Here is a 23324-nt window from a genome sequence, read left to right as displayed (position 1 = left end):
TGCTTTCAACCTCTTTGTGAGTCTTACCTTGAGATTGTCAGTGCCGAAAAATTGAAATGACAAATGCTGCGTAATCGATCAGATCAGAAAAGACTGGTGAGGTAGAATAGGCGATTTGCATATTCTAATCCAATAAGCATGTGGATCGCCACTTTTACGCCATCAAGACTGCATTCAGGGACTCTTTCTGTTGAAATGGCATATCTTGTCAGTCGGCAGGGGTTGGCGTAACTGGAAGCCATAAGAACCTTGAGCCGACTTAGCCGTACCCGGTTTGCAGGGCTGCGCTTCAGGTCCATACACATCAATGAAGTTGGGATTGCGATGAACGCCTATTCAGATTACCTGACCGAAATCAAGGACAGAGAAAATCAAGGGCTCGCTCCCAAGCCGATCGACGACGGTGCGCTCGTCCGTGACATCATTACATTGATCGAGGACGCCGGGAACGAGCACCGGGCCGATGCCCTCAAATTCTTCATCTACAACACGCTGCCCGGCACCACGAGCGCGGCCGATGTCAAGGCCGCCTTCCTGAAGAAGATCGTGCTGGGTGAAACGGTCGTCCCTGAGATCACGCCCGCCTTTGCCCTCGAACTGCTTTCGCACATGAAGGGTGGCCCGTCGATCAAGGTGCTGCTCGACATCGCCCTCGGCGACGACAGCACGCTCGCCAAGCAGGCAGGTGAGGTGCTGAAGACCCAGGTGTTCCTCTACGACGCCGACATGTTCCGACTGCGCGACGCCTTCAAGGCCGGCAATGCCGTCGCGAAGGACGTGCTGGAGAGCTATGCCAAAGCCGAGTTCTTCACCAAGCTTCCGGATGTCGAGGACGAGATCCAGGTCGTGACCTTCATCGCGGCGGAAGGCGATATCTCGACCGACCTTCTGTCGCCGGGCAACCAGGCGCATTCGCGCTCGGACCGCGAGTTGCATGGCAAATGCATGATCTCGCCGGAAGCACAGCAGGAAATCGTCGCGCTCCAGAAGAAGCACCCCGGCAAGCGGGTGATGATGATCGCCGAAAAGGGCACGATGGGCGTCGGCTCGTCGCGCATGTCCGGCGTGAACAATGTGGCGCTGTGGACCGGCAAGCAGGCCAGCCCGTACGTGCCGTTCGTCAACTTCGCGCCGATCGTCGCGGGGACCAACGGTATCTCGCCGATCTTCGCGACCACCGTGGACGTGACCGGCGGCATCGGCCTGAACCTGAAGGACTGGGTCAAGAAGACCGACGACAACGGCAAGCCGATCCTCAATAACGATGGCAACCCCATCCTTGAGCAGAAATACTCGGTCGAGACCGGCACCGTTCTGAAGATCGACGTGAAGAACAAGCAGCTTCGCGACGAGAACGGCAAGGCACTGGTCGATATCGCCGCCGCGCTCACGCCGCAGAAAATGGAGTTCATGAAGGCCGGCAGTTCCTACGCCATCGTCTTCGGCAAGAAGCTCCAGACGTTCGCGGCCCAGACGCTGGGGGTCGAGGCGACCCCGGTCTTCGCGCCGAACAAGGAAATCACGGTCAAGGACCAGGGCCTGACCGCTGTCGAGAAGATCTTCAACCGCAACGCCGTCGGCGTCACGCCGGGCAAGGTCCTGCATGCGGGGTCGGATGTTCGCGTGAAGGTGAATATCGTCGGCTCCCAGGACACCACCGGCCTGATGACCGCGCAGGAGCTTGAGGCGATGGCGGCCACCGTCATCTCGCCGCTCGTGGACGGCGCATACCAGTCGGGCTGCCATACGGCATCGGTCTGGGACAAGAAGGCCCAGGCGAACATTCCGAAGCTCATGAAATTCATGAACGATTTCGGCCTGATTACCGCGCGTGACCCCAAGGGCGTCTATCACGCGATGACGGACGTGATCCACAAGGTGCTGAACGACATTACCGTGGATGATTGGGCAATCATCATCGGCGGTGACAGCCATACCCGCATGTCCAAGGGCGTGGCCTTCGGCGCCGACTCCGGCACCGTGGCGCTGGCACTGGCCACGGGCGAGGCGACGATGCCGATCCCGCAATCGGTCAAGGTCACGTTCAAAGGCACGATGCAGCCGCACATGGACTTCCGTGACGTGGTGCACGCGACCCAGGCGCAGATGCTCAAGCAGTGCGGCGACAACGTCTTCCAGGGCCGCGTCATCGAAGTGCATATCGGCACGCTGCTTGCCGACCAGGCCTTCACCTTCACCGACTGGACGGCCGAGATGAAGGCCAAGGCGGCGATCTGCATCTCGCAGGACGAACCGCTGATCGAGTCGCTGGAAATCGCCAAGTCGCGTATCCAGATCATGATCGACAAGGGCATGGACAATGCCGCGGGCACGCTGAAGGGGCTGATCGCCAAAGCCGACAAGCGCATCGCCGAGATCCGCTCGGGCGAGAAGCCCGCGCTGGCGCCCGATGACAATGCGAAATATTTCGCCGAGGTCGTGGTCGATCTCGATCAGATCGACGAGCCGATGATCGCCGATCCCGATGTGAACAATCCCGACGTGTCCAAGCGCTATACCCACGACACGATCCGCCCGGTTTCGTACTATGGCGGCACCAAGAAGGTGGACCTCGGTTTCGTGGGCTCCTGCATGGTGCACAAGGGCGATATGAAAATCGTGGCCCAGATGCTCAAGAACCTTGAGAAGGCTGCCGGAAAGGTGGAGTTCAAGGCACCGCTGGTCGTCGCCGCGCCGACCTACAACATCATCGACGAACTGAAGAGCGAGGGGGACTGGGAAATCCTCGAACGCTATTCGGGCTTCGAATTCAATGACCTGCTGCCGAAGGCCACGGCACGGACCGAATACGAGAACATCCTGTATCTGGAGCGCCCCGGCTGCAACCTGTGCATGGGCAACCAGGAGAAGGCGGAAAAGGGCGATACCGTTCTGGCGACATCGACCCGTCTGTTCCAGGGACGTGTCGTGGAAGATTCCGGCGAGAAGAAGGGTGAATCGCTTCTGGCCTCGACCCCGGTCGTGGTGCTGTCGGCGATCCTTGGCCGGATGCCGAGCAATGAGGAATACAAGGCGGCCGTCGAAGGGATCGATCTGACCACGTTCGCTCCGCCGAAGATGACGCCGATCGACTCGCAGTCCGTCCATTACTAAGGCGTGTCGTCAGTCAAGGGCTGGGCTTTCGAGCCCGGAACGCCCATTTGATTTGTGATGTTTCCCCTGTTTTTCAGGGGAAACATCAATATGTCTACCTGGCTCGCGTGCGGCCGGCGGGAGTGGATACAGGATCTTCTCCCGCGTCTCGCGGGCTATTCCGGCAGGATGGTGGCGGATAGCCCTGGCCCTCCGGTGGCCGACCGACCTGGAAAATCCACGCCATTGTCGATGTCTCGGGAAAGGCTGCCCGCCCCCTGATGCCCGGTCAGAGCGCCGGCATCACGGACGCGGATGCCCTGTCCGGATGAAAATCCCGATGCTTTCAATAGCCGGTATAGCGCCCCGGCCGGTGGAAGGTGGCGACCACGCCGCTGATGGCGATGGCGCTGATGGCGGACAGCCCGACATGGGCGAGGTCGATTTTAAGAGTCGATATGGCCAGGATGAAGCAGTCGATGGCGAGCTGGACCTTGCCGACGTTCCAGCCCCGGTTCTTGTAGAGCCATAGCGTGACCACGCCGGTACCGCCGACGCCGGCCTGATGGCGGGCGAGGGAGAGGATGCCCATGCCGATGACGGTGCCGCCGAAGAAGGCGGCCCAGAGGGGGGCGATGAAGCCCAGGGTCATGATGTGGGGGAAAAGCAGCGCGAACAGGGTGATGCTGCTGCTGACGAGGAAGGTCTTGATCGTGAACGCCCAGCCCATGGTACGGCTGGCGAAAATGAGGAAGGGGATGTTGATCAGCGTGAACAGCGTGCCCGCCGAGAGCGGCAGGACATAGGACAGCAGCAGCGCCACGCCCGCCACGCCGCCCGTGACCAGACCGGCATGATGCAGGCAGGCCAGCCCGAGCACGATCAGCGAACAGCCGATGACCAGCGCGTAGGCGTCTTCGAACACTGTATGACGAAGGGCGGCGGATTCGCCGGAAGACGGGCTGGGCATGGCGGCCATGGGTCTGGGATCAGGGAGTGGAATCCCTTCCTAAAAAGGCCGCCGCGCCGTGTAAAGGGCGTGGCCCCGCCACGGTTACTCCGTGGCGCGGTCGATCTTGCGGCCCAGCTTTTCGGCCGGTCCCTTCGGCGGGTCCACGGTGTCCTGTACCTTGTTGCCGAGATTGTCGATCTTCTGGCCCAGGGTCTCGGGCTTCTTCTTGCACCCCGTCAGGGCGACGCAGCACAGAGCGGCGGCCAGGGCGGCGTGGACGAACAGACGCATGGATAATCCCCTTGTTTTTCGTAGGGATACAACGTCGCGAGCCCGTGAAGTTTCCGTGCCCGTCAGGGCGCGGGGGCTGGAGCGAGCGCTTGGGCGGGTGCGGCGGGCGGGCCGCCGTCATCCTGCTGCACTTCGACATCGGCCAGGCGCGACTGGGCCAGGCTGAGGGTGGCCGAAGCCGCGCCTGCCGCGTCGGGCTGGACATCGGAGAAATAGAACATGCGGGTGGGAAAGGCGAACAGCACCCGGCGCCCCCGGAGGAAATCCATGCCCAGTATGTTGAACTGCGCATTGGTGACATCGGCCGACAGCGATGCACCGTGCCAGGTGCCGATCGCGACGGGGGCAAAGCGGTGGCGGCGGCCGATGATGGCATTGCCGGCATCGGTGCGCGAGCGCGGATCGGCCGCGAGCTCTGCCTTCCCGACCCCGATATCGGCCGCATCGGCCGCGCGCAGGACCGAGGCGTTGGAGCCGGGTTCGACCTCCATGCCCACCAGCGCGCCATTGAGCGAAACCTGCACCGTGACATTCATGCCCTGCGCATTGGGCATCAGCAGCGCGGAATAGGCGTGCGCACCGACCAGCGCCGGCAGGGGCGAACATGCGGCGGCGCCGGTCTCCTTGAACAGGGTGATGATGTGGCGGGGGAAATCCATCAGGACATCGTAATTGCCCAGAATATCGTAACCCACCACGCCCAGGATCGGGAGGCCCGCCACCTTGCCGTCCATCCGGCCCAGAATGATGGCCGGGACTTGCCGGGCCGTGCCGCGACCGAGTTCCAGCCGATCGACGGTGGTCTCGAACGTTTCGGCCGGGCCGGTGATCGTTTGCATATGCACCGCCCGGCCGTGATCATATTCGAGGCCCGGCCGTTCGAAGACGCCAAGCGTCTCCTGCGACATGCCGAGAAAGGCCATGCCCTTGGCCGCACCGAATGTGATCGCCACGCCGGGACTGCCCTCCCCCGTCAGCAGCGGCAGCGACAGGACATGGGCGATACAGGAACCCGCCTGCGGGACCGGCGGCGTGTCGTCCGCCGCACTGGCCACCGGTGCTGCCGGTGGCGGGACGACAGGGGCAATGTGCCGCCCGCGTGCCGCGGCCATCGGCGCTGGCAGGAACATCAGCGGGACAGCCGGCAGCAGCATGAGGATGGAACGCACCGCGTTCCGCGCCGGCGCGCCACGCCCTGACTTCATCATTCCGACATGACCTCCCGATAGCCGTCGGAACGACGATTTCAGCGCCTCGGAGACGGTTTACCCAGTCGGCCTGCCGCGCGGCGCGTGCCGCACGGCAAGCTGCCTCTCACTCCTGGCCCAGACGGCCGATATGATAGCGGATCTCGCTGAGGACGCGCGCGATGACTTCGGCGGGCGGACCTTCGCATTCCACGACCAGCGCATGCTCGTCGGGCGTCGGGACTTCCAGGGTCGCAAGCTGGCTGGGGAGCAGGCTGGGCGGCATGTAATGGCCCTGGCGGCGGGCCAGCCGGGTTTCCAGCATCGTCTTCGGCACATCCAGGTAGATGAACGTCACCCGGCGCGACGCCCCCCGCAGAATATCGCGATAGGAGCGTTTCAGCGCCGAGCAGGTCAGGATGCCGCCGCCGCCATCGGCCAGGCGCTCCGCGATCCAGTCGTGGCAGAGCCCCAGCCACGGCAGGCGGTCCTCGTCGGTCAGCGGGATGCCGGCGGCCATCTTTTCGACGTTGGCCTCGGGGTGCAGGAGGTCGCCCTCCTGGAACGGCCAGCCCAGCAGATTGTGCAGCCCCTCGGCAACCGAGGTCTTGCCGCTGCCCGAAACGCCCATCAGCACGATGACATGAGGGGGAATGCCCTCCGCCACCGCCAGCGGCGGGTGCCGCTCCTGCCCTGGGGCGCTCATGCCGCCACCAGGCGGGTCAGGCCGTCGCGGCCGGCCACGATGACTTCGGAAGTGCGGCTGGTGAACAGGCCGCTTTCGATGACGCCGACGATCTGGCCGATCGACGCCTCCAGCGCCTTGGGGTGGGCGATGGGGCCGAAGGTGCAGTCCAGGATCAGGTTGCCGCCGTCGGTGACGAACAGTTCGCCATCGCGCTTGGTGCGCAGGGCCACCCGCGCGCCGAGCTCGCCCAACTGACGGGCCGTGCTCTCCCAGCCGAAGGGTGTGACCTCGACGGGGACCGGCGAGCGGCTGCCCAGGTGATCGACCAGCTTGCCCTCATCGACGATGACGACGAAGCGCCGGGCCGCCGCCGCCACGATCTTCTCGCGCAGCAGGGCGCCGCCCAGGCCCTTGATCAGGTCCAGCGAGCCGCGCTCGACCTCGTCCGCGCCGTCGATCGCGAGATCGAGCTGGGGGTGGCTGCCGAAATCGACCAGCGTGATGCCCAGGGCGCGGGCCTGTTCCGCCGAGCGTTCGGAGGTGGGGATGCCGACGAAGCGCAGGCCCTCCGCCCGGCGCCGGCCCAGCGCGTCGATCATCAGCGCCGCCGTGCTGCCCGTGCCCAGGCCCACAGCCATGCCGTCCTGCACCATCGCGGCGGCTTCCTCGGCCGCCCTGCGTTTCAGTTCGACCATCGGGTCGGAATTCTGGCCGCTCATCCTGTTCCCTTTCCGGGACCTGCCGGGGTATGCCGACGGCCCTCTTCCTCTTTATCCGACCATCCCCGTTAACGTCGGGGTGCCGGGATCGTCATACGCCAGCAGCCGCCTTGTCGACCAGCCAGGTAAGCCCGCCCTCGGTGGTGATGTGGCTGGCGGGTTCCACCGGGTCGCCGGCGCGGACGCGGGCGAAGACATCGCGCTTGGCCGCGCCGGCCAGCATGAACACCACATGGCGACTGGAATGGATCGCCGGGTAGGTCAGCGTCAGGCGGGTATGGGGCGCGTCGTCGGGCACGCAGGTGGAGACCCACAATCTGCGCTCCTGCAACACCGGCTGGCGGGGAAACAGCGACGCGGTGTGGCCGTTATCGCCCAGCCCCAGCAGCACGACATCGAACAGCGGCCGGCCGGGCTGCAATTCCGCAGCGCCATAGAGCGCCTGCAATTCCGCCTGGTAGCGCGCGGCGGCCTGGACCGGGTCGCCGTCGGTGGGCATGGGGTGCACCTGCGCCGGGGGGATGGCGACATGCGACAGCAGGGCCGCCTGCGTCATGGCGTAATTGCTGGCCGGGTCGGACGGCGGCACGAACCGCTCGTCGCCGAAGAACAGGTGGGTGCGCGCCCATGGGAAGCGGGTGGCGTACTCGGCCGAGCCCAGGATCTCGTACAGCCGCTTGGGCGTGGAGCCGCCGGACAGCGCGACCACGAACGGGCCGTCGGTCTTGGCCAGCGCCAGTTCGGTCAGCCATTCGGCCATATGGCGGGCGATCGCCTCGCCATCGGCCAGCACGACCAGCCGGCCGCTCGTTACGTCATGGCCCATCAGGCATTCTCCCCCAGAATATAACGCTCGACCCCCACCGCGAAGCCTTCCTCCTCGGAGGAGGTGCTGACATGGGTGGCCTGCGCCTTGACCTCGTCCGACGCCTGCCCCATCGCGATGGACAGGCCGCTGGGGCGGAACATCAGCACATCGTTGGGCTGGTCGCCCAATGTGGCGATCTGCGCCGCCGGGATGCCCAGCAGCCGCTCCAGCGCCGCCACCACGCCGCCCTTGTTGGCATCGTGGTGCGTGACATCGACATAATAAGGCTGCGACCGCGCGGCGGACGCCGCGTCGCCCAGCGCCTGTTGCAGATCGTGCTCGACCCGCTTCATCAGGTCCAGATCGTCGGAGACGCCGGTGATCTTGACCACCTGGTCCAGCGTGGCACCCACATCGGCCGCGACCTTCGGCGGGAATTTCACCGTCCATTGCTCGCGCGCCACATGCGGGGCGTCGGCGTTGGAGACGATCCAGTCATTGCCGTTATAGACCCAGGGATCGACCTTGTGGTCGCGCAGGATCTCCAGCGTGCGGCGCGCCACTTCGGGCGTGAGGGTGTGGGATTCGATCACCGTGTAATCCGGCCGCACGATCATGCCGCCGTTGAAGCCGGCGATCGGCTGGTCGATATGCAGCGGGTCGATGACCATCTTCATGCCCATCGGCGGGCGGCCGCTGGTGATGGTGAACAGGATGCCGCGTTCGCGCAGGCGCTCTACGGCGCGGATCGCGCGGGGGGTCAGGATCTTCTCCCGCGTGACCAGGGTTCCGTCGACATCGGCCAGTACCAGCCGGATCTGATCCGTGCCCATTCGTTTATCCTCCGTCCTTGAGATCGGGCTTTGCCCGAACCCGGAAGGGGACAGTCGTCCCCTTCACCCCTGATCGTTCGACTGGTTTCCAAAGGCGACTGCCTTTGGTGGGGTGCGGGGCAAAGCCCCGCGTTTCACGCTCGCGGCAGAACATAGTCCTGCATCGCCTTTGCCCAGCCGTCGGCCGTGTTGGCGGCGGTGACGAAATGGGCGTGGGTTTTCACGGCATCCGGCGCATTGCCCATGGCGATGGCGACGCCGGCTTCGTCGAGCATCGGCACGTCGTTGTTCATGTCGCCGATGCACGCCACCTCGCCGATATCGACCCCCATCAGCCGGGCCAGCTCCATCGCGGCAAAGCCCTTGTTGGCCTGGGGGTGGGTGATATCGAGATAATAATCCGACGACCGGTGGACGCTGGCATGGCCGGCCAGCAGGGTGGCAAGACGGGCTTCGGTCTGGGCCAGACGAGGGAAATCGGTCGAGGCGCCCATGATCTTGCCGACATCATGATAATGGCCGGTGAAATCGGGCACCACCACCGGATCGGTCTGCACCGTCTCGCGCTCGCGCGCCACATAGGGGCCGTGGGGATCGGTGATCAGCCAGTCGCGGCCGATGAACAGCCACGCGCTGACATCATCCTCATGCAGTGTGCCGACCGCTTCGCGCGTCGTCTCGGGCGCCAGCGACAGGCGGGAGAGGATGGTGCCGTCGGGCCGCGCCACCAGACCGCCATTGAGCCCCGCATAGGGCGTGTCGATGCCCAGCGGGCCGAGGAACATTTCCATGCCGCGCGGGGCGCGGCTGCTGACGAGGCACAGCGTGATGCCGGCCGCGCGCAGGGCCTTTGCCGCGTCCAGCACCGCGTGGGTCAGGCGCTTTTCGGGCGTGACCAGGGTGCCGTCGATGTCGGAGACGACCATCCGCACGCGCCCCGAGGGGCCGGAGCGGGTTTGCGCTTGCGGCACGCTCATGCGCCCAATGCCAGCCAGTGGCGGCCGTCGCGGGCCAGCAGGGCGTCGGCCTCGATCGGGCCGGACGAGCCGGCGGCATAGGCGCAGAGCGGGTCGGCGCCGGGACGGATGCTCCAGTCCAGTGCCGGCTGGACCACCTGCCACCCGGCCTCGATATTGTCGGCGCGCTGGAACAGGGTGGCGTCGCCGATCAGGCAGTCATAGATCAGCGTCTCATAACCGGTGCTGGGGCCGTCGCTGAACCATTCGGAATAATCGAACTTCATGCGCACCCCGCCCAGGCGCACCGTCGGGCCGGGAACCTTCGCGCCGAACTGCAACGTCACGCCCTCGGTGGGCTGGATGTGCATGGTCATGATGTTGGGCGTGAGGCGCTCGACCGGCGTGTCGCGGAACAGCGCGTAGGGCGCGTGGCGGAAATGGATCGCGATTTCGGTCCGGCGCTCGGCCAGGCGCTTGCCGGTGCGCAGGTAGAACGGCACCCCCGCCCAGCGCCAGTTATCGACCGCCAGCTTCATCGCGACATAGGTTTCGGTCTGGGAGTCGCGCGCCACGTCGGGCTCGTCGCGATAGGCGGGAACGTCCTCGCCATGCAGCAGGCCGGCGACGTACTGGCCGCGCACCACGTCGTCGGACCCCACGCAATGGGCGGCCTTCAGCACCTTGGATTTCTCGTCGCGCACCGCGTCGGCGTCGAAGGAGACCGGGGCCTCCATCGCCGTCATCGCCAGAAGCTGCATCAGGTGATTGGGCACCATGTCGCGCAGGGCGCCCGTGCCCTCGTAGAAGCGGCCGCGCCGCTCCACGCCCACGGTCTCGGCCGCCGTGATCTGGACGTGGTCGATATTCTGCCGGTTCCACAAAGGCTCGAAGAAACCGTTGGAGAAGCGCAGGGCCAGGATGTTCTGGACCGTTTCCTTGCCCAGATAATGGTCGATCCGATAAATCTGCCGTTCGCGCAGCACGCCCAGCAGGCGGCGGTTGAGTTCCTTCGCCGAGGCCAGATCGTGGCCGAAGGGTTTTTCGACGATCACACGGCGGAAGGCGCTGTTGGCTTCGGTGACCAGGCCGGACTCGCCGAGACGGTCGCTGATGGAACCGAAGAAACGGGCGGCGACGGCGAGGTAGAACACCGCGTTGCCCGAGCCGATCCGTTCGGTCAGGCTGGCATAGGTCGAGGCTTCCTCGAACGAGCCGCGCAGGTAGGTGATCCGCTGGCTGAGCCAGGTCCACATATCCTCGCGCAGGGTTGTGGCGGCCGTGCCGCGCCTGGCCACGAATTCCTGCAATGCCTCGTTGAACTGCGCGCGCAGCACGTCGTCGGACAGGTCGGCCCAGTCGACCGCGATGATCGAGAAATCGTCGTCCAGCAGGCCGGCGCAGGCCAGATTATAGATGGCGGGCACCAGCAGCCGCTTCGTCAGGTCGCCACCGCCGCCGAAAATGACGAAGACGCACGATGGCGCACGCCGTGGCGGATGGCTGCTCCCTTCGACCTCGGAGGACGCGGACGCGATGATTCCATCCATGTCGGACGTTTCCCTGTACTGTTTCCGCCTGGTGTCGTGACGGGCAAAGGATTCTTCTTTTTCTGAAGAAAAAGAAGCAAAAAGACTTTTAATCGTTTCGGAACCTCGCGTGTCCCCAGCACAAAATTCCTGAGCGAATCAAAAGTTTTTTGGTCCTTTTTTTTCAAAAAAGAACGAGGGTTGCCCGCGGAACGGATTCCGCAGGCAGGACCTTATCGTTCCCGACGCGCTATTCTCACTTTTTCTCGACATGTCCGCCGAAGCCGAAGCGCATGGCGGAGAGGATCTTCTCGGCATAATTGTTGCCGGTGCGCGAACGGAAGCGCGTGAACAGCGAGGCGGTGATGACCGGAGCCGGCACCGATTCCTCGATCGCGGCTTCGAGCGTCCAGCGGCCTTCGCCGGAATCCGCGACCTCGCCGGTGAATTCGGAAAGCGAGGCGTTCTTGGCCAGGGCTTCCGCCGTCAGGTCCAGCAGCCACGAGGACACCACGCTGCCGCGACGCCAGACTTCGGCGATGTCGGCCATGTTCAGGTCGAAACGCTGGTTTTCGGGCAGGGCCGGCGAGTTCTTCATCTTCATGATGTCGAAGCCTTCGGCAAAAGCCTGCATCATGCCGTACTCGATGCCGTTATGGACCATTTTCACGAAATGGCCGGAACCGGCGGGGCCGCAATGCAGGTAGCCCTTCTCGGCGCGGGGATCGAGGTCCGGCTTGTCGCGGTCGGGCGTGGGGGGCACGTCGCCCTTGCCCGGCGCCAGGGCTTCGAGGATCGGGTCGATATGGTCGGCCGAATCCTTGGTGCCGCCGTACATCATGCAGTAGCCGCGCTCCAGGCCCCACACGCCGCCGGAGGTGCCGACATCGATATAATGAATGCCCTTTTCCGCAAGCTGGGCGGCGCGGCGGATGTCGTCCTTGTAATAGGTGTTGCCGCCGTCGATCAGGATGTCGTCGCGGCCGAGCAGGCCGGACAGTTCCTGCACCGCCGCTTCGGTGATCTCGCCGGCGGGGAGCATGACCCATACGATCTTGCGCGCGGCCGTCAGCTTGCTCACCAGGTCGGGGACGCTGTCGGCGGCGATGCCGCGTCCGCCTTCTGTCCGGTCACGGACCTTGCCGACCGTGGCGGGGTCGCGGTCGAACAGGACCACGTCGTGCCCGTGGCGGGAAAGGCGGACGGCGATGTTGCCGCCCATGCGGCCCAGACCGATGATGCCGATTTGCATAATGTCATGTCTCCATCACGCGGTACCGTGCCGCGCATAAGCCAGCCCCCGGCGGATTGGCGTGATGCCGGGGGAGGCCCCGCCCCGTGAGGGCGGGGCCGTTCAGATCAGAGGGCGGCGGCGATCGCCTGGCCCAGGGCGCGCAGGCCCGAGGCCAGATCGCCCGAGAGATGCACCCGCAGCGCGCGCCGGCCGCGTTCGGCCAGCACGTCGAAATCGCCGCGCGCCTGTGCGGCCTTGACGATGCCGAACGTGTATTTCTCGCCCGGAACCGGCAGGTCGGCCACGTCGTCGGCCGTGATTTGCAGGAACACGCCGCTGTTCGGCCCGCCCTTGTAAGCCTGCCCGGTGGAATGCAGGAAACGCGGCCCGAATTCGGCCGCCGTGGCCACCTTCAGCGCGTCGCGGATGGTCAGGCGGGTGGCCTGAATCCATTCGATCGTCGCGGCGTCGCGCTGCACATAGGCCAGCAGGCCGACATAATCGCCCGCGCCCACACGGCCGAAATGGGCCTTGAGGATCTCGGCCGTGGACGTGCCCTTGAGCGCCGCCGCGTTGGTGGCGTCGGCGAAGAAGGCGAAGGCGCCGTCGGTCGCGAACGGGGTTTCCGGCGGCAGCTTGCCCGTCTCGTTATAGGCGGTCGTCAGCTTCTTGGTTTCGATCTTGGACGCTTCGACATCCGGCTGGTCGAACGGGTCGATGCCGAGGATCGAGCCGGCGACGGCGGTGGCGAATTCCCAATGGAAAAATTCCTGCGCGATCTGGCGCGGATGGTGCAGCGTGATCGTGACCACCGGTTCGCCGGCCGCGATCAGGGCCTTGATCGCCTCGTCCTGCCCGGCGTCTGGCTTCGAGGCCAGACGCAGATAGGCGAAGACGCGATCCTTGCCATACAGCGCGGGGGCGCCCAGCGTTTCCTGATCGATGGGGACGAGGCCCTTGCCGATCTTGCCGGTCGATTCCGCGATGAGCTGTTCCAGCCACGCGCCCAGGTCGTGGATGCCGGGCGAGGCGACGATCGTCACCTTGTCGCGGCCGAACTGCGTGGCGGCCACGCCCAGCACGGTGCCCAACTGCACGCCCGGATTGAGCGCGGGCGGGACCGAGGCGGCGGAGGCACGGGCGCCATAGAGCGCGCTGTCGAGGAAGGGCTTCAGCGCCACGCCGGCGGCAGCGGCCGGGACGATGCCGAAATTGGACAGCACCGAATAGCGGCCGCCGATTTCCTTCTCGCCGTAGAAGACCTTCCAGAAGCCGTCCTTCTTCGCGACATCTTCCATGTGCGAGCCGGGGTCGGTCACCGCCACGAAATGGCTGCCGACCTTGTCGCCCAGGACTTTCTTCGCGGCCTCGAAGAAATACGCCTTGAGGATGTTGGGCTCCAGCGTGCCGCCCGACTTGGACGAAACGATGAACAGGGTCTTCGCGAGATCGATCTTATTTTCGAACGCGCGTATCTGCTGCGGGTCGGTGCTGTCCAGCACGTAGAGGTGCGGGAAGCCCTCATGCTTGCCGAAAGTCTCGGCCAGCACTTCCGGCCCGAGGCTCGATCCGCCCATGCCCAGCAGCAGGATGTCCTTGAAGCCCTTTGCCTTCACCTCGGCCTGGAAGGCGTCGAGCGCGGCGAGGTCGGCCAGGCGGTCATCGACGATGCCGAGCCATTTCAGCCATTTGGCCTCGTCCTTGCCGGTCCACACCGTGGCGTCGCGCGCCCAGAGGCGGCGGACGGTGCCGTCCTTGCGCCAGTCTTCGAGGCTGGCCTGCACCGCCGCGTCGATCTCGGCGGGGAGGTCCAGCTTCGTTTCCGTCAGATGCGCGCCCAGCAGCGCGTTCTGCTTGCGCGCGACCGAGCCCAGCAGGTCGTCGAACGCATCGGCGAACGAGGCGACGCCTTCATCGACCAGGGTGACGGTGACGCCGGCCAGGTCCAGGCCCAGGCGCTCGGCTTCGGCCATGACGTGGCGCGCGCCCTCGACATCCTCGGTCAGCGAGGCGCGGACCTTGCCGTGGTCGCGGAAGGCGTCGAACGTCGCGGGCGGGATGGTGTTGACCGTCTCGGGGCCGATCAGTTCCTCGACATACAGCACGTCGCTGTACGCCTTGTCCTTGGTGCCGGTGCTGGCCCACAGCAGGCGCTGCGTCTGCGCGCCCAGTGCCGCCAGCTTCTGCCAACGCTCGGACTTCGTGACCTCCTGCCAATGGACATAGGCCATCTTGGCATTGGCGATGGCGACCTTGCCGCGCAGGGCCTTCAGGGCCTCGGCGTCCTTGTCGCCGGCGGCGATGCGCTGGTCGATCTTTTTGTCGATCTTGCCGTCGATGCGGCTGACGAAGAAGGACGCGACGCTGGCGATGCCCGAAACCGGCAGCCCCTTGGCGTGGCGATCTTCCAGCCCCGCGATATAGGCTTCCAGCACCGCCTTGTAGGCGTCGAGCGAGAAGAGCAGCGTGACGTTGATGTTCAGCCCGTCGGCGATGACGGTGCGCACGGCGGGCGCGCCCTCGTCGGTGCCGGGAATCTTGATCATCAGGTTGCGGGCATCGACCGCCTTCCACAGGCGACGCGCCTCGTCGACGGTGCCGTGGGTGTCGCGGGCCAGGTAGGGCGAGACTTCGAGGCTGACATAGCCGTCCAGGCCCTTGGTGGCCTCGTAGACCGGATACAGGACCTTCGCCGCCGCCTTGATGTCGTCGATGGCCATGGTCTCGTAGAGCGTGCCGGCATCGACGATGTGGTGGGACAGGATGGCCTTGTATTGCGGGTCGTAATCCGTGCCCTGGCCCATCGCCTTCTGGAAGATGGCGGGGTTGGAGGTGACGCCCTTCAGGCCGTCCTCGTCCACCAGCTTCTTGAGGCTGCCGTTTTCGGTGTACGACCGCTGGATGAAGTCCAGCCAGGGGGACTGGCCGAATGATTCGAGCGCCTTGAGCGGATTGGCGCTGCCCTGCACACCCGCCTTGTGTACGACGTTCATGGTGTTGCTCCTTCAGATTTCATGGCGGGGAAGGCCGGTCTGTGGCCGGCTCTCCCCGTCTCTTTCCGATCAATCCGGTCCGGGGCCGCTCCGTTGCCGGGGCGGCCACGGGTGATCATTTGGCCAGCAGCGCGCGGGCCTGCGCCAGCACGGCGTCGACCGTGAAGCCGAACTTCTTCAGCAACGCGCCGGCCGGGGCGGAGGCGCCGAAGCCGTGCATCGCGATGATCGCGCCCTGGAGGCCGACATAACGGTCCCAGCCGATGGGCGAGGCCATTTCGACCGCCACGCGGGCGGTGACGGACGGCGGCAGCACGCTGTCGCGGTAGTCCTGCGGCTGGGCCTCGAACAGGTCCCACGACGGCATGGAGACCACGCGGGCCTTCACGCCCTCGGCCTTCAGCGTCTCGTAGGCCGAAACCACCAGGCCGACTTCGCTGCCGGTCGCCATCAGGATGACATCGGGCGTGCCGTCGCTGTCGGCCAGCACGTAGGCGCCCTTGGCCAGGCCGGAGGCCGGGGCGTAGACGGTGCGGTCGAGCGTCGGCAGGTTCTGGCGGCTGAGGATCAGCACCGACGGGCGGTCGGTCATCGGGATCAGCGTGCGCCACGCCTCGGCGACCTCGTTGGCGTCGGCGGGGCGGATGGTGGTGACGCCCGGCGTCGCGCGGAGCTGCACGAGCTGCTCGATCGGCTGGTGGGTCGGGCCGTCTTCGCCCACGCCGATCGAATCATGGGTGAAGATATAGACCACCGGCTGGTGCATCAGCGCCGAGAGGCGGATCGGCGGCTTCATGTAATCCGAGAAGATCAGGAAGCCCGAGCAGTAGGCGCGGATGCCCGACAGCGAGATGCCGTTGCAGATCGAGCCCATGGCGTGTTCGCGCACGCCGAAATGCAGGTTGCGCCCGCCATAGGTGCCGTTCCATTCCGGCGGCTGGAACGCGCCCGCGCCCTGGAAGGTCAGGTTGGTCTTGGTGGAAGGCGACAGGTCGGCCGAGCCGCCGATCAGCCACGGCAGGTTGGGCGCGATGGCGTTGAGCACCTCGCCCGAGCTTGCGCGCGAGGCCACGCCCTTGGGGTTGGCGTCGTAGGTCGGGATGTCCTTGTCCCAGCCGGCGGGCAGGCGGCCGGTCAGGATGTCGTCCACCTCCTTCGCCAGGTCGGGATATTCCTTGGCGTAGGCGGCGTACAGCGCCTTCCATTGCGCGCTGGCTTCGGCGCCACGCGCACCCAGGCCCTTGCTGAAGATGTCCTGCACGCCGTCCGGGACGAAGAAGGGCGTGTCGTTGGTCCAGCCGTACGCCTTCTTGGCGCCCAGGATTTCCGCGTCGCCCAGGGGCTCGCCATGGGCGGCGGCGGTGCCGGCCTTCTTGGGGGCGCCGAAGCCGATGACGGAATGGACGATGATCAGGGTCGGGCGGGTGGTCTCGGCCTTCGCGTCGGCCAGGGCCGCCAGGAACGCCTTCTGGTCGTTGGCGTCGCGGACCTCCAGCACATGCCAGCCATAAGCCTCGAAACGCTTGCCGACATTCTCGGTGAAGGCGATGTCGGTCGAGCCTTCGATCGAGATCCGGTTGCTGTCGTAGATCCAGGTCAGGTTGCCCAGCTTGAGGTGGCCGGCGGTGGAGGCGGCCTCGCTGGCCACGCCTTCCATCATGTCGCCGTCACCGCAGAAGGTGTAGGTGTGATAGTCGAACAGGTCGAAGCCCGGCTTGTTGAAGCGGGCGGCCAGCCATTTCTCGGCGATCGCCATGCCGACCGAATTGCCGCAGCCCTGGCCCAGCGGGCCGGTCGTGGTCTCGACGCCTGCCGTGTGGTGGTATTCCGGATGGCCGGGGGTGCGGGAATCGAGCTGGCGGAACTGCTTGAGGTCTTCCAGCGTCAGCGCCGGGGCGTCCAGCACCTTGCCGTTCTTTACGTCGCGGACGCCGGCCAGATAGATGAGCGAGTAGATGAGCATCGACGCATGGCCGATCGACAGCACGAAACGGTCGCGATTCGGCCAGAGCGGGTCGGCAGGGTCGTAGCGCAACACGTTCTGCCACAGCGCGAACGCGGGCGCGGCCATCGCCATCGGCGTGCCCGGATGCCCGGAATTGGCCTTCTGGACGGCGTCCATCGACAGGGTGCGAATGGTGTCGATGCACAGCAGGTCCTCGGCGGACGGCCCAGCCGCCCCACCTTCGAACGCCCGGACGGGTTGGGTGATCATAGAACGCATTAAACCATCTTCTCCGTATGAGGTGATCGCGTCTCGCTCATCTGACCGGGCCTGGCGCCCGACAACCGCCCATGCGACAGCGCGCATGGCAACGGGCAAGATTCATCACGCGTGGGCGGAGGAAGGCCCGCCCACTGGGATCCTGTTCTTCATATTTTTGTCATCCGGTTATGGTCCTGATGGTCGGGCCGGATGAAGAACCGGGAGCGACCTTCTCACGGTCCCCCGCCCTCGGCAAGTCGCCACGCCGCACCGGGGCGGCCGTCGCCATTAGAGCGCCTCGTTGCCGCAGGTTTCCAGTCCCAGATATTCACGAATCCTCGACCGGTTTTCCGAAACGCGCCTTTTCCATGCGGGGCCGGACGCGCCATAAGAAGAAAGCACAAGGAGACCCCGCCCATGCCGCCATCCTCCCTTCCGGTGTCGGATCATTGCGACGGGCGCCGATTCTTCAACCCGTCCTCGATCCTGCCCGCGTCCCCGCAGCGCCGGCGTGTGGGGGTGGGGGAGATCCTGCGCTGGCAGTGGCGCCGGCGGCGGCTGCCGGCATGGCCGACCCCGACGGTGCCGCCGCCGGCAGGCGACCCGCAGGCCCTGCCCGCCCCCGGCACCGCCCATGTCACCTTCATCGGGCACAGCACCTTCCTGCTGCGCCTGCCGCGTGCCGACGGCACGGCGCTGACGGTGCTGACCGATCCGGTCTTCTCCGACCGCTGCTCGCCGGTGAGCTGGGCCGGGCCGCGCCGGGTGCTGCCGCCGGGGCGCAGCCTCGATGCCCTGCCCAGGGTGGATGTGGTGCTGGTCTCGCACTGCCATTACGACCATCTGGACCTGCCCAGCCTGGCCGCGCTGGGTCGGCGGGATGCGCCCCTGTTCATTACCGCGCCGGGCAATGCGCGGCATATCCGCAAGGCGGGCGGGCGGGCGATCGTGGAATGCGACTGGTGGCAGCACCATGATGTGGGCGGGATGCGCGTGACCGCCACCCCGGCGCGGCATGGGTCGGCCCGCACGCCCTTCGATGCCAACCGCGCGCTGTGGTGCGGATTCGATATCCGCCCGGCCGGCGACGGGCCTTCGCCCTCGGTCTTCTTTGCCGGGGACAGCGGGCATGGGCGCCACTGGGCGCAGATCGGCGCGCGGCTGGGGGCGCCGGATATCGCGCTGCTGCCGGTGGGGGCCTATGACCCGCGCTTTCTGATGGAGCCGGTGCATGTGACCCCGGAGGAAGCGGTTGCGGCCATGATCGACCTGGATGCGGGGCTGGCGGTCGGGATGCATTACGGTACCTTCCGCCTGACCGACGAGCCCTATGACGAGCCGCTGCGCCGGCTGGCCGCCGCCCGCGCCGCCGCCGGAGTGGCGGCGGAGCGTTTCGTGGGGCTGGGCCATGGCGAGTGCCGTGTCATGACCCCCCGGCGGCCGGAGCGACACGACCTTGCGCGGCAGGACCTCGCGCGGCAGGACGCCAGCGGCTAGAACCGCATCCAGATGACCGACAGCGAGGCCGCGATGACCAGCACCGATCCCGATACCCCGACCCACCCGGTGGATGAAGACGCCGCGTCCTTCACCCCCGAGCAGATCAGCCGCCTGTTCCTGGATGCCGCGCGCGATGGCCAGACCGACCTGGTGGCCAGCTTCCTGGCCGCCGGGATGGACCCCGACACGCGCAACGAGCGCGGGCATTCCGCGCTGATCCTGGCGGCCTATAACAGCCATGCCGACACCGTGGCCGCCCTGCTGGCCGGCGGCGCCAGCGTGGACCTGCGCGACGACAAGGGGGCGACCGCCCTGGCCGGCGTGGCCTTCAAGGGCGATCTGGCGGTGGCGCGGCAACTGATCGCGGCAGGGGCGGCGCTGGACGCGCCGAACCATGCGGGGCGCACGCCGCTGATCTTCGCCGTGATGTTCAACCGGGGCGCCATGGCCGCCTTCCTGCTGGAAAGCGGGGCGGACCCCGACCTGCGCGACGGCGAGGGCAACAGCGCGCGCCTGCTGGCCGCACAGTTGGGGCTGGCCGACATCACCGCCCTGATGCCGGCCGCCTGAGCGCATATGCGCGCCGGCGGTGATCCGCCGCGCGCGTCCTGTGCTGCGGTGCGCTCGGCCACCAGGGCCGCTCCCGGACGGGCGTTTCCGTCCGGCGCGGGTTGGATTAGAACGAACATGCCCGGCGTCTTGCCGGGCCATTCCTTATCTTGCGTCAGCGGAACCCGTCATGAGCCGTTTCTGGAGCCCGATCGTCCACAGCCTGACGCCCTACGTCCCCGGCGAGCAGCCGAAGCTGGCGAACCTGATCAAGCTCAATACCAACGAATCCCCCTACGGCCCCTCGCCCGCCGCGCTGGCCGCGATTCGCGCCGCCGCCGACGATACGCTGCGCCTGTACCCCGATCCGGGGTCGGACCGGCTGCGCGCGGCCATCGCCCAGGCGCATGAGGTGGAGATGGAGCAGGTCTTCATCGGCAACGGCTCGGACGAAGTGCTGGCCCATACGTTCCAGGCCCTGCTGCAACACGACGCGCCGCTGCTGACGCCCGACATCACCTACAGCTTCTACCCCGTCTATTGCGGCCTGTACGGCATCGCGCACGAGCCGGTGCCGCTGGACGAGGCGATGCGCGTGGATGTGGACGCCTATCGCCGGCCCTGCGGCGGCATCGTGCTGCCGAACCCCAACGCGCCGACGGGCATTGCGCTGGGGCTGCACGAGATTGCAACCCTGCTGCGCGCGCACCCCGAGCGGGTGGTGGTGATCGACGAGGCGTATGTCGATTTCGGTGCCGATACCGCGATCGGGCTGGTGCGCCAGTACCCGAACCTGCTGGTGGTGCGCACCCTGTCCAAATCGCACGGGCTGGCGGGGCTGCGCGTGGGCTATGCGATCGGCCAGCCGGACCTGATCGAGGCGCTGAACCGCGTGAAGGACAGCTTCAATTCCTATCCGCTGGACCGTCTGGCCCAGGCGGGCGCGGAAGCGGCGATCGCCGATCGGGAATGGCTTGCGCGAACCACGGGAAAGATCATAGAAACGCGAAGCGGGCTGGTCTCCAGCCTGAAGAATCTGGGGTTCGAGGTCCTGCCCTCGCAGGCGAATTTCGTGTTCGCCCGCCACCCTGATCGTGACGCCGCGGCTCTGGCCGCCGCCCTGCGGGAGCGGTCGATCATCGTGCGCCACTTCAGGACGCCCCGGATCGCGGAATGGCTGCGCATTACGGTGGGCACCGACGAGGATTGTCGGAGCCTGGCCGATGCGTTGAAAGCCATCCTGAACCGAAACGCGGACTGACCGCCGATCCGTCACCGAATATGGGCCACATGGCCCCCGGTGGGGGCGCCGTGCGGCCAGGGACTTGTTGTACCCGCTTGTAGCCGTTCGTGCGTCTCGCGCGTTTCTTCACCTCTGTCCGGCCCTGCCCGGCCCTTTTTCATTTTTGACATGGACACCACCATCATGCGCGCATTTCACGGCCAGATGTCCGACAACCAGCCGATCCGCCGCACGCACGCGGAAAAGCAGAAGCAGCTGCGCGACCTGCGCGAGACGCTCGCGACCATGAAGTCGCACACCGCCCCCACGCTGCGCGAGAGCGTGCAGAAGCGCATCCGCCAGCTTGAAGCCGAACTGGCCGCCGCCCCGGTATTGAAAGAATCCGGCACCGGCCCGCGCAACCCGCGCCCCGAAGGCCGCGGCCCCCGCACAGCCGGCGGCCCGCCCCGCCGCCCGCGTTCGATCTGAGTTAAAATTTCGATCTGAGCTAAAATAACGGGGCCGGCACGCTAGCCGGCCGCCCTCCCGGACAATGGGAAAAGGGTGCCCGGCACCGTGGGCTGGCGAGTGGGAGCGGCCCACAGGGCCGCGCCCGGCGTGTGTTTCCGAGCATCGCAGCGGAGCGGCCTTATGGGCCGTGAGCAGCGAAGCGCAGGAAACGCGCGTCGGACCGCCGCCAGCGCGCGGTGACGGGCGCCCTTTTAGGTGACGCGGGGGAGGCTTCTGGCCCGGTTCCTCAGCACCTGCTCCTCGTAATCCATCTCCTGCATCAGGGCGGCTTCGGTCTCGTCGTTGATGTATTGCGCGTCGCGCAGGTTGCGCAGTTCGATCCGCGAGGTGCGCAGGTTGTTCAGCCGCAGGGCCAGTTCCAGGCGCATGCGGCGGATCGAGGTGATCTGCGCCGCGCTGGCCTCGCCATCGCTGTTGCGGCGGAGCTGGTTCAGCCGGTTTTCATATTCCTGCATCAGCCGGGCGATGATCTCGATCCGCATCTCGGCGGTTTCGTCGCGGCCCTTGCCGCGTGTGGCCAGGCCCTGCTGTTCCTCCCGCATGGCGCGCAGCATGGTGCGCACCAGCACCAGCCGCGCCCAACTGACCTCGCGTGCCTGGGGATCGACCGTGCCGTCCATCAGGCCCTTCGTGAGCCATGGCAGCGAGAAGCTGGCCGTGAGCAGCGAGACCAGGATGACCCCCACCGACACCGTGACCAGCACGTCGCGCGCCGGAAAGCCCGCCACGCCCTCGGCCGCCTGCGGCAGCGACAGCACCGCCGCCAGCGTGACGGCGCCGCGCACCCCCGCGACGGAGGCGACCAGCAGGCCGCGCCAGCCGGGCCAGCGGAACACGCCGTGATCGTGCCGCGACCGCCACGCCGCGATACCCAGGATCAGCGCCAGCCCGGCCACGCGCAGGATGCACATCGCCACATGGATGGCGACGATCAGCAGCAGCAGCATCCATGGCGAGCGGTCGGCCGCGCGCACCAGCGCCATGCCGTTGGTGGCCAGCGCCGGCAGTTGCAGGCCCAGCAGCAGGAAGATGACGGAATTGAAGATGAACCCGACCATGTCCCACATCGTGCGGGCCTGGAGGCGGGTGGTGATCTGGGTTTCCTGCAACACGCCCGTCAGCTTGATGGTCATGCCGCCGGCCACCGCCGCCAGGATGCCCGAGCAGCCCACCGCCTCGGCCGACATGTAGGCGGCGAAGGGCAGCAGCAGCATGAAGGTGATCTGGGTCGGCGGGTCGTCATAGCCGCGGGCGAGCAGGATCTTGTCCAGCCGCGCCGCCGCCAGGCAGACCGCGATGCCGATCGCGATGCCGCCCAGCGACAGCAGGCTGAAGGTGGTCAGCGCGCCGCGCAGAGAGAAAGCACCGGTCATGGCGGCGACGGCGGCGAAGCGGAAGCAGACGAGGCCCGAGGCGTCGTTCAGCAGGGATTCGCCTTCGAGCATGTGAACGATGGTGCGCGGCACCGAGGTGCCCAGCATGCCGCCCACCGCCACCGCGTCGGTCGGCGACAGCACCGCGGCCAGGGCAAAACAGACCGGCAGCGGCATGGGGGGCAACATGAAGTGAATCGCGTACCCGCACAGGATGGTCGTCGCCAGCACCATCGGCCCCGCCAGGGCGAAGATGATGCCGCGCAACTGGCCGAATTCGCGCATCGGCATGTGAAACGCGTCGCGGAACAGCAGCGGCGGGATGAACAGCAGCATGAACATGTCCGGGTCCAGCGTGACATGCAGCCCGGCGATCGACCCCAGAACGCCCAGGGCGATCTGCAATAACGGCAAGGGGATCGCCACCGGCAACAGGCGGACGGCAAGACTGCTGAAAGCCGCGACGAACAGCAGGATCAGGCTGAGGATAACGTCATGCATGGGCGGTCTTGGACTCGTTCCCCCCTTTCGGCGCGCGAGGCAGGCACCACCCCCGGTCCGAAGAGGGCGCACCATACACAGCCCCCCAGAGGCTGGCCACCTGAACCGCCATGACAGGATGGTGACAGAAAGGCACCACCGATGACCGACAAGGCGTCT

At 66.4% G+C, this 23324-nt stretch carries 18 protein-coding genes; 5 read left to right on the top strand and 13 right to left on the bottom strand.

The annotated features are described in order from the left end of the window. Positions 1-324 precede the first annotated feature (324 nt). A complete protein-coding gene (locus tag HLH25_RS06360; RefSeq protein ID WP_182973263.1) occupies positions 325-3114 on the top strand; it encodes a bifunctional aconitate hydratase 2/2-methylisocitrate dehydratase in 2790 nt (929 codons plus the stop codon). Between the two features lie 325 nt (positions 3115-3439). Here the strand turns inward: HLH25_RS06360 and HLH25_RS06355 are convergent, their stop codons facing one another. The 12 genes from HLH25_RS06355 to tkt all read right to left on the bottom strand — a co-directional run bounded on the left by HLH25_RS06355 (position 3440) and on the right by tkt (position 17507). Then, entirely contained in the window at positions 3440-4072 is a 633-nt protein-coding gene (locus tag HLH25_RS06355; RefSeq protein ID WP_246401513.1) for a YitT family protein, read from the bottom strand. A gap of 75 nt (positions 4073-4147) precedes the next feature. Further along, positions 4148-4336 (bottom strand): hypothetical protein, encoded by a 189-nt coding sequence (locus tag HLH25_RS06350; RefSeq protein WP_182973262.1) that lies wholly within the window; start codon positions 4334-4336, stop codon positions 4148-4150. Between the two features lie 62 nt (positions 4337-4398). Then, positions 4399-5544: an aspartyl protease family protein gene (locus tag HLH25_RS06345; protein WP_182973261.1), complete on the bottom strand. Its 1146-nt coding sequence runs from the start codon at positions 5542-5544 to the stop codon at positions 4399-4401. A gap of 106 nt (positions 5545-5650) precedes the next feature. Beyond that, positions 5651-6229: a gluconokinase gene (locus tag HLH25_RS06340; RefSeq protein ID WP_182973260.1), complete on the bottom strand. Its 579-nt coding sequence runs from the start codon at positions 6227-6229 to the stop codon at positions 5651-5653. Next, positions 6226-6930: a ribose-5-phosphate isomerase RpiA gene (gene rpiA, locus HLH25_RS06335; protein WP_182973259.1), complete on the bottom strand. Its 705-nt coding sequence runs from the start codon at positions 6928-6930 to the stop codon at positions 6226-6228. Before rpiA ends, HLH25_RS06340 begins: the two co-directional genes overlap by 4 nt. Positions 6931-7021: 91 nt before the next feature. Continuing rightward, positions 7022-7756, bottom strand: a complete 735-nt coding sequence (gene pgl, locus HLH25_RS06330) for a 6-phosphogluconolactonase (protein ID WP_182973258.1) — start codon at positions 7754-7756, stop codon at positions 7022-7024. Further along, positions 7756-8571 (bottom strand): Cof-type HAD-IIB family hydrolase, encoded by an 816-nt coding sequence (locus HLH25_RS06325; protein ID WP_182973257.1) that lies wholly within the window; start codon positions 8569-8571, stop codon positions 7756-7758. Before HLH25_RS06325 ends, pgl begins: the two co-directional genes overlap by 1 nt. Positions 8572-8705: 134 nt before the next feature. Further along, on the bottom strand, positions 8706-9548 hold the full coding sequence (locus HLH25_RS06320) for a Cof-type HAD-IIB family hydrolase (protein ID WP_182973256.1): 843 nt from the start codon (positions 9546-9548) through the stop codon (positions 8706-8708). Further along, entirely contained in the window at positions 9545-11077 is a 1533-nt protein-coding gene (gene zwf / locus HLH25_RS06315; RefSeq protein WP_182973255.1) for a glucose-6-phosphate dehydrogenase, read from the bottom strand. The genes HLH25_RS06320 and zwf overlap by 4 nt, the downstream gene beginning before the upstream one ends. Positions 11078-11312: 235 nt before the next feature. After that, on the bottom strand, positions 11313-12308 hold the full coding sequence (gene gnd, locus HLH25_RS06310) for a phosphogluconate dehydrogenase (NAD(+)-dependent, decarboxylating) (RefSeq protein ID WP_182973254.1): 996 nt from the start codon (positions 12306-12308) through the stop codon (positions 11313-11315). Between the two features lie 107 nt (positions 12309-12415). After that, a complete protein-coding gene (locus HLH25_RS06305; protein ID WP_182973253.1) occupies positions 12416-15283 on the bottom strand; it encodes a bifunctional transaldolase/phosoglucose isomerase in 2868 nt (955 codons plus the stop codon). 115 nt (positions 15284-15398) lie between these two features. Beyond that, positions 15399-17507, bottom strand: coding sequence for a transketolase (gene tkt / locus HLH25_RS06300; protein WP_182973252.1), 2109 nt, complete (start codon positions 17505-17507; stop codon positions 15399-15401). A gap of 399 nt (positions 17508-17906) precedes the next feature. Here tkt and HLH25_RS06295 point away from each other — a divergent pair, with 399 nt between their 5' ends. From HLH25_RS06295 to HLH25_RS06280, 4 genes are all read left to right on the top strand, one after another. Then, positions 17907-18986, top strand: a complete 1080-nt coding sequence (locus HLH25_RS06295) for an MBL fold metallo-hydrolase (RefSeq protein ID WP_182973251.1) — start codon at positions 17907-17909, stop codon at positions 18984-18986. A gap of 33 nt (positions 18987-19019) precedes the next feature. Next, entirely contained in the window at positions 19020-19559 is a 540-nt protein-coding gene (locus HLH25_RS06290) for an ankyrin repeat domain-containing protein (RefSeq protein ID WP_182973290.1), read from the top strand. Between the two features lie 169 nt (positions 19560-19728). After that, positions 19729-20799: a histidinol-phosphate transaminase gene (hisC, locus tag HLH25_RS06285; protein WP_182973250.1), complete on the top strand. Its 1071-nt coding sequence runs from the start codon at positions 19729-19731 to the stop codon at positions 20797-20799. A 165-nt stretch (positions 20800-20964) separates the two neighbouring features. After that, on the top strand, positions 20965-21249 hold the full coding sequence (locus tag HLH25_RS06280; RefSeq protein WP_114726080.1) for a hypothetical protein: 285 nt from the start codon (positions 20965-20967) through the stop codon (positions 21247-21249). Positions 21250-21482: 233 nt separating this feature from the next. Here HLH25_RS06280 and HLH25_RS06275 read toward each other — a convergent pair whose 3' ends face one another. Then, positions 21483-23165, bottom strand: a complete 1683-nt coding sequence (locus HLH25_RS06275; RefSeq protein ID WP_182973249.1) for a Na+/H+ antiporter — start codon at positions 23163-23165, stop codon at positions 21483-21485. Positions 23166-23324 lie beyond the last annotated feature (159 nt).

This window comes from Gluconacetobacter dulcium, from assembly GCF_014174165.1.
Lineage (GTDB): Bacteria > Pseudomonadota > Alphaproteobacteria > Acetobacterales > Acetobacteraceae > Gluconacetobacter > Gluconacetobacter dulcium.
Note: the sequence above shows the minus strand (reverse complement) of the source record. Positions and strands in the feature narration are given on the sequence as shown.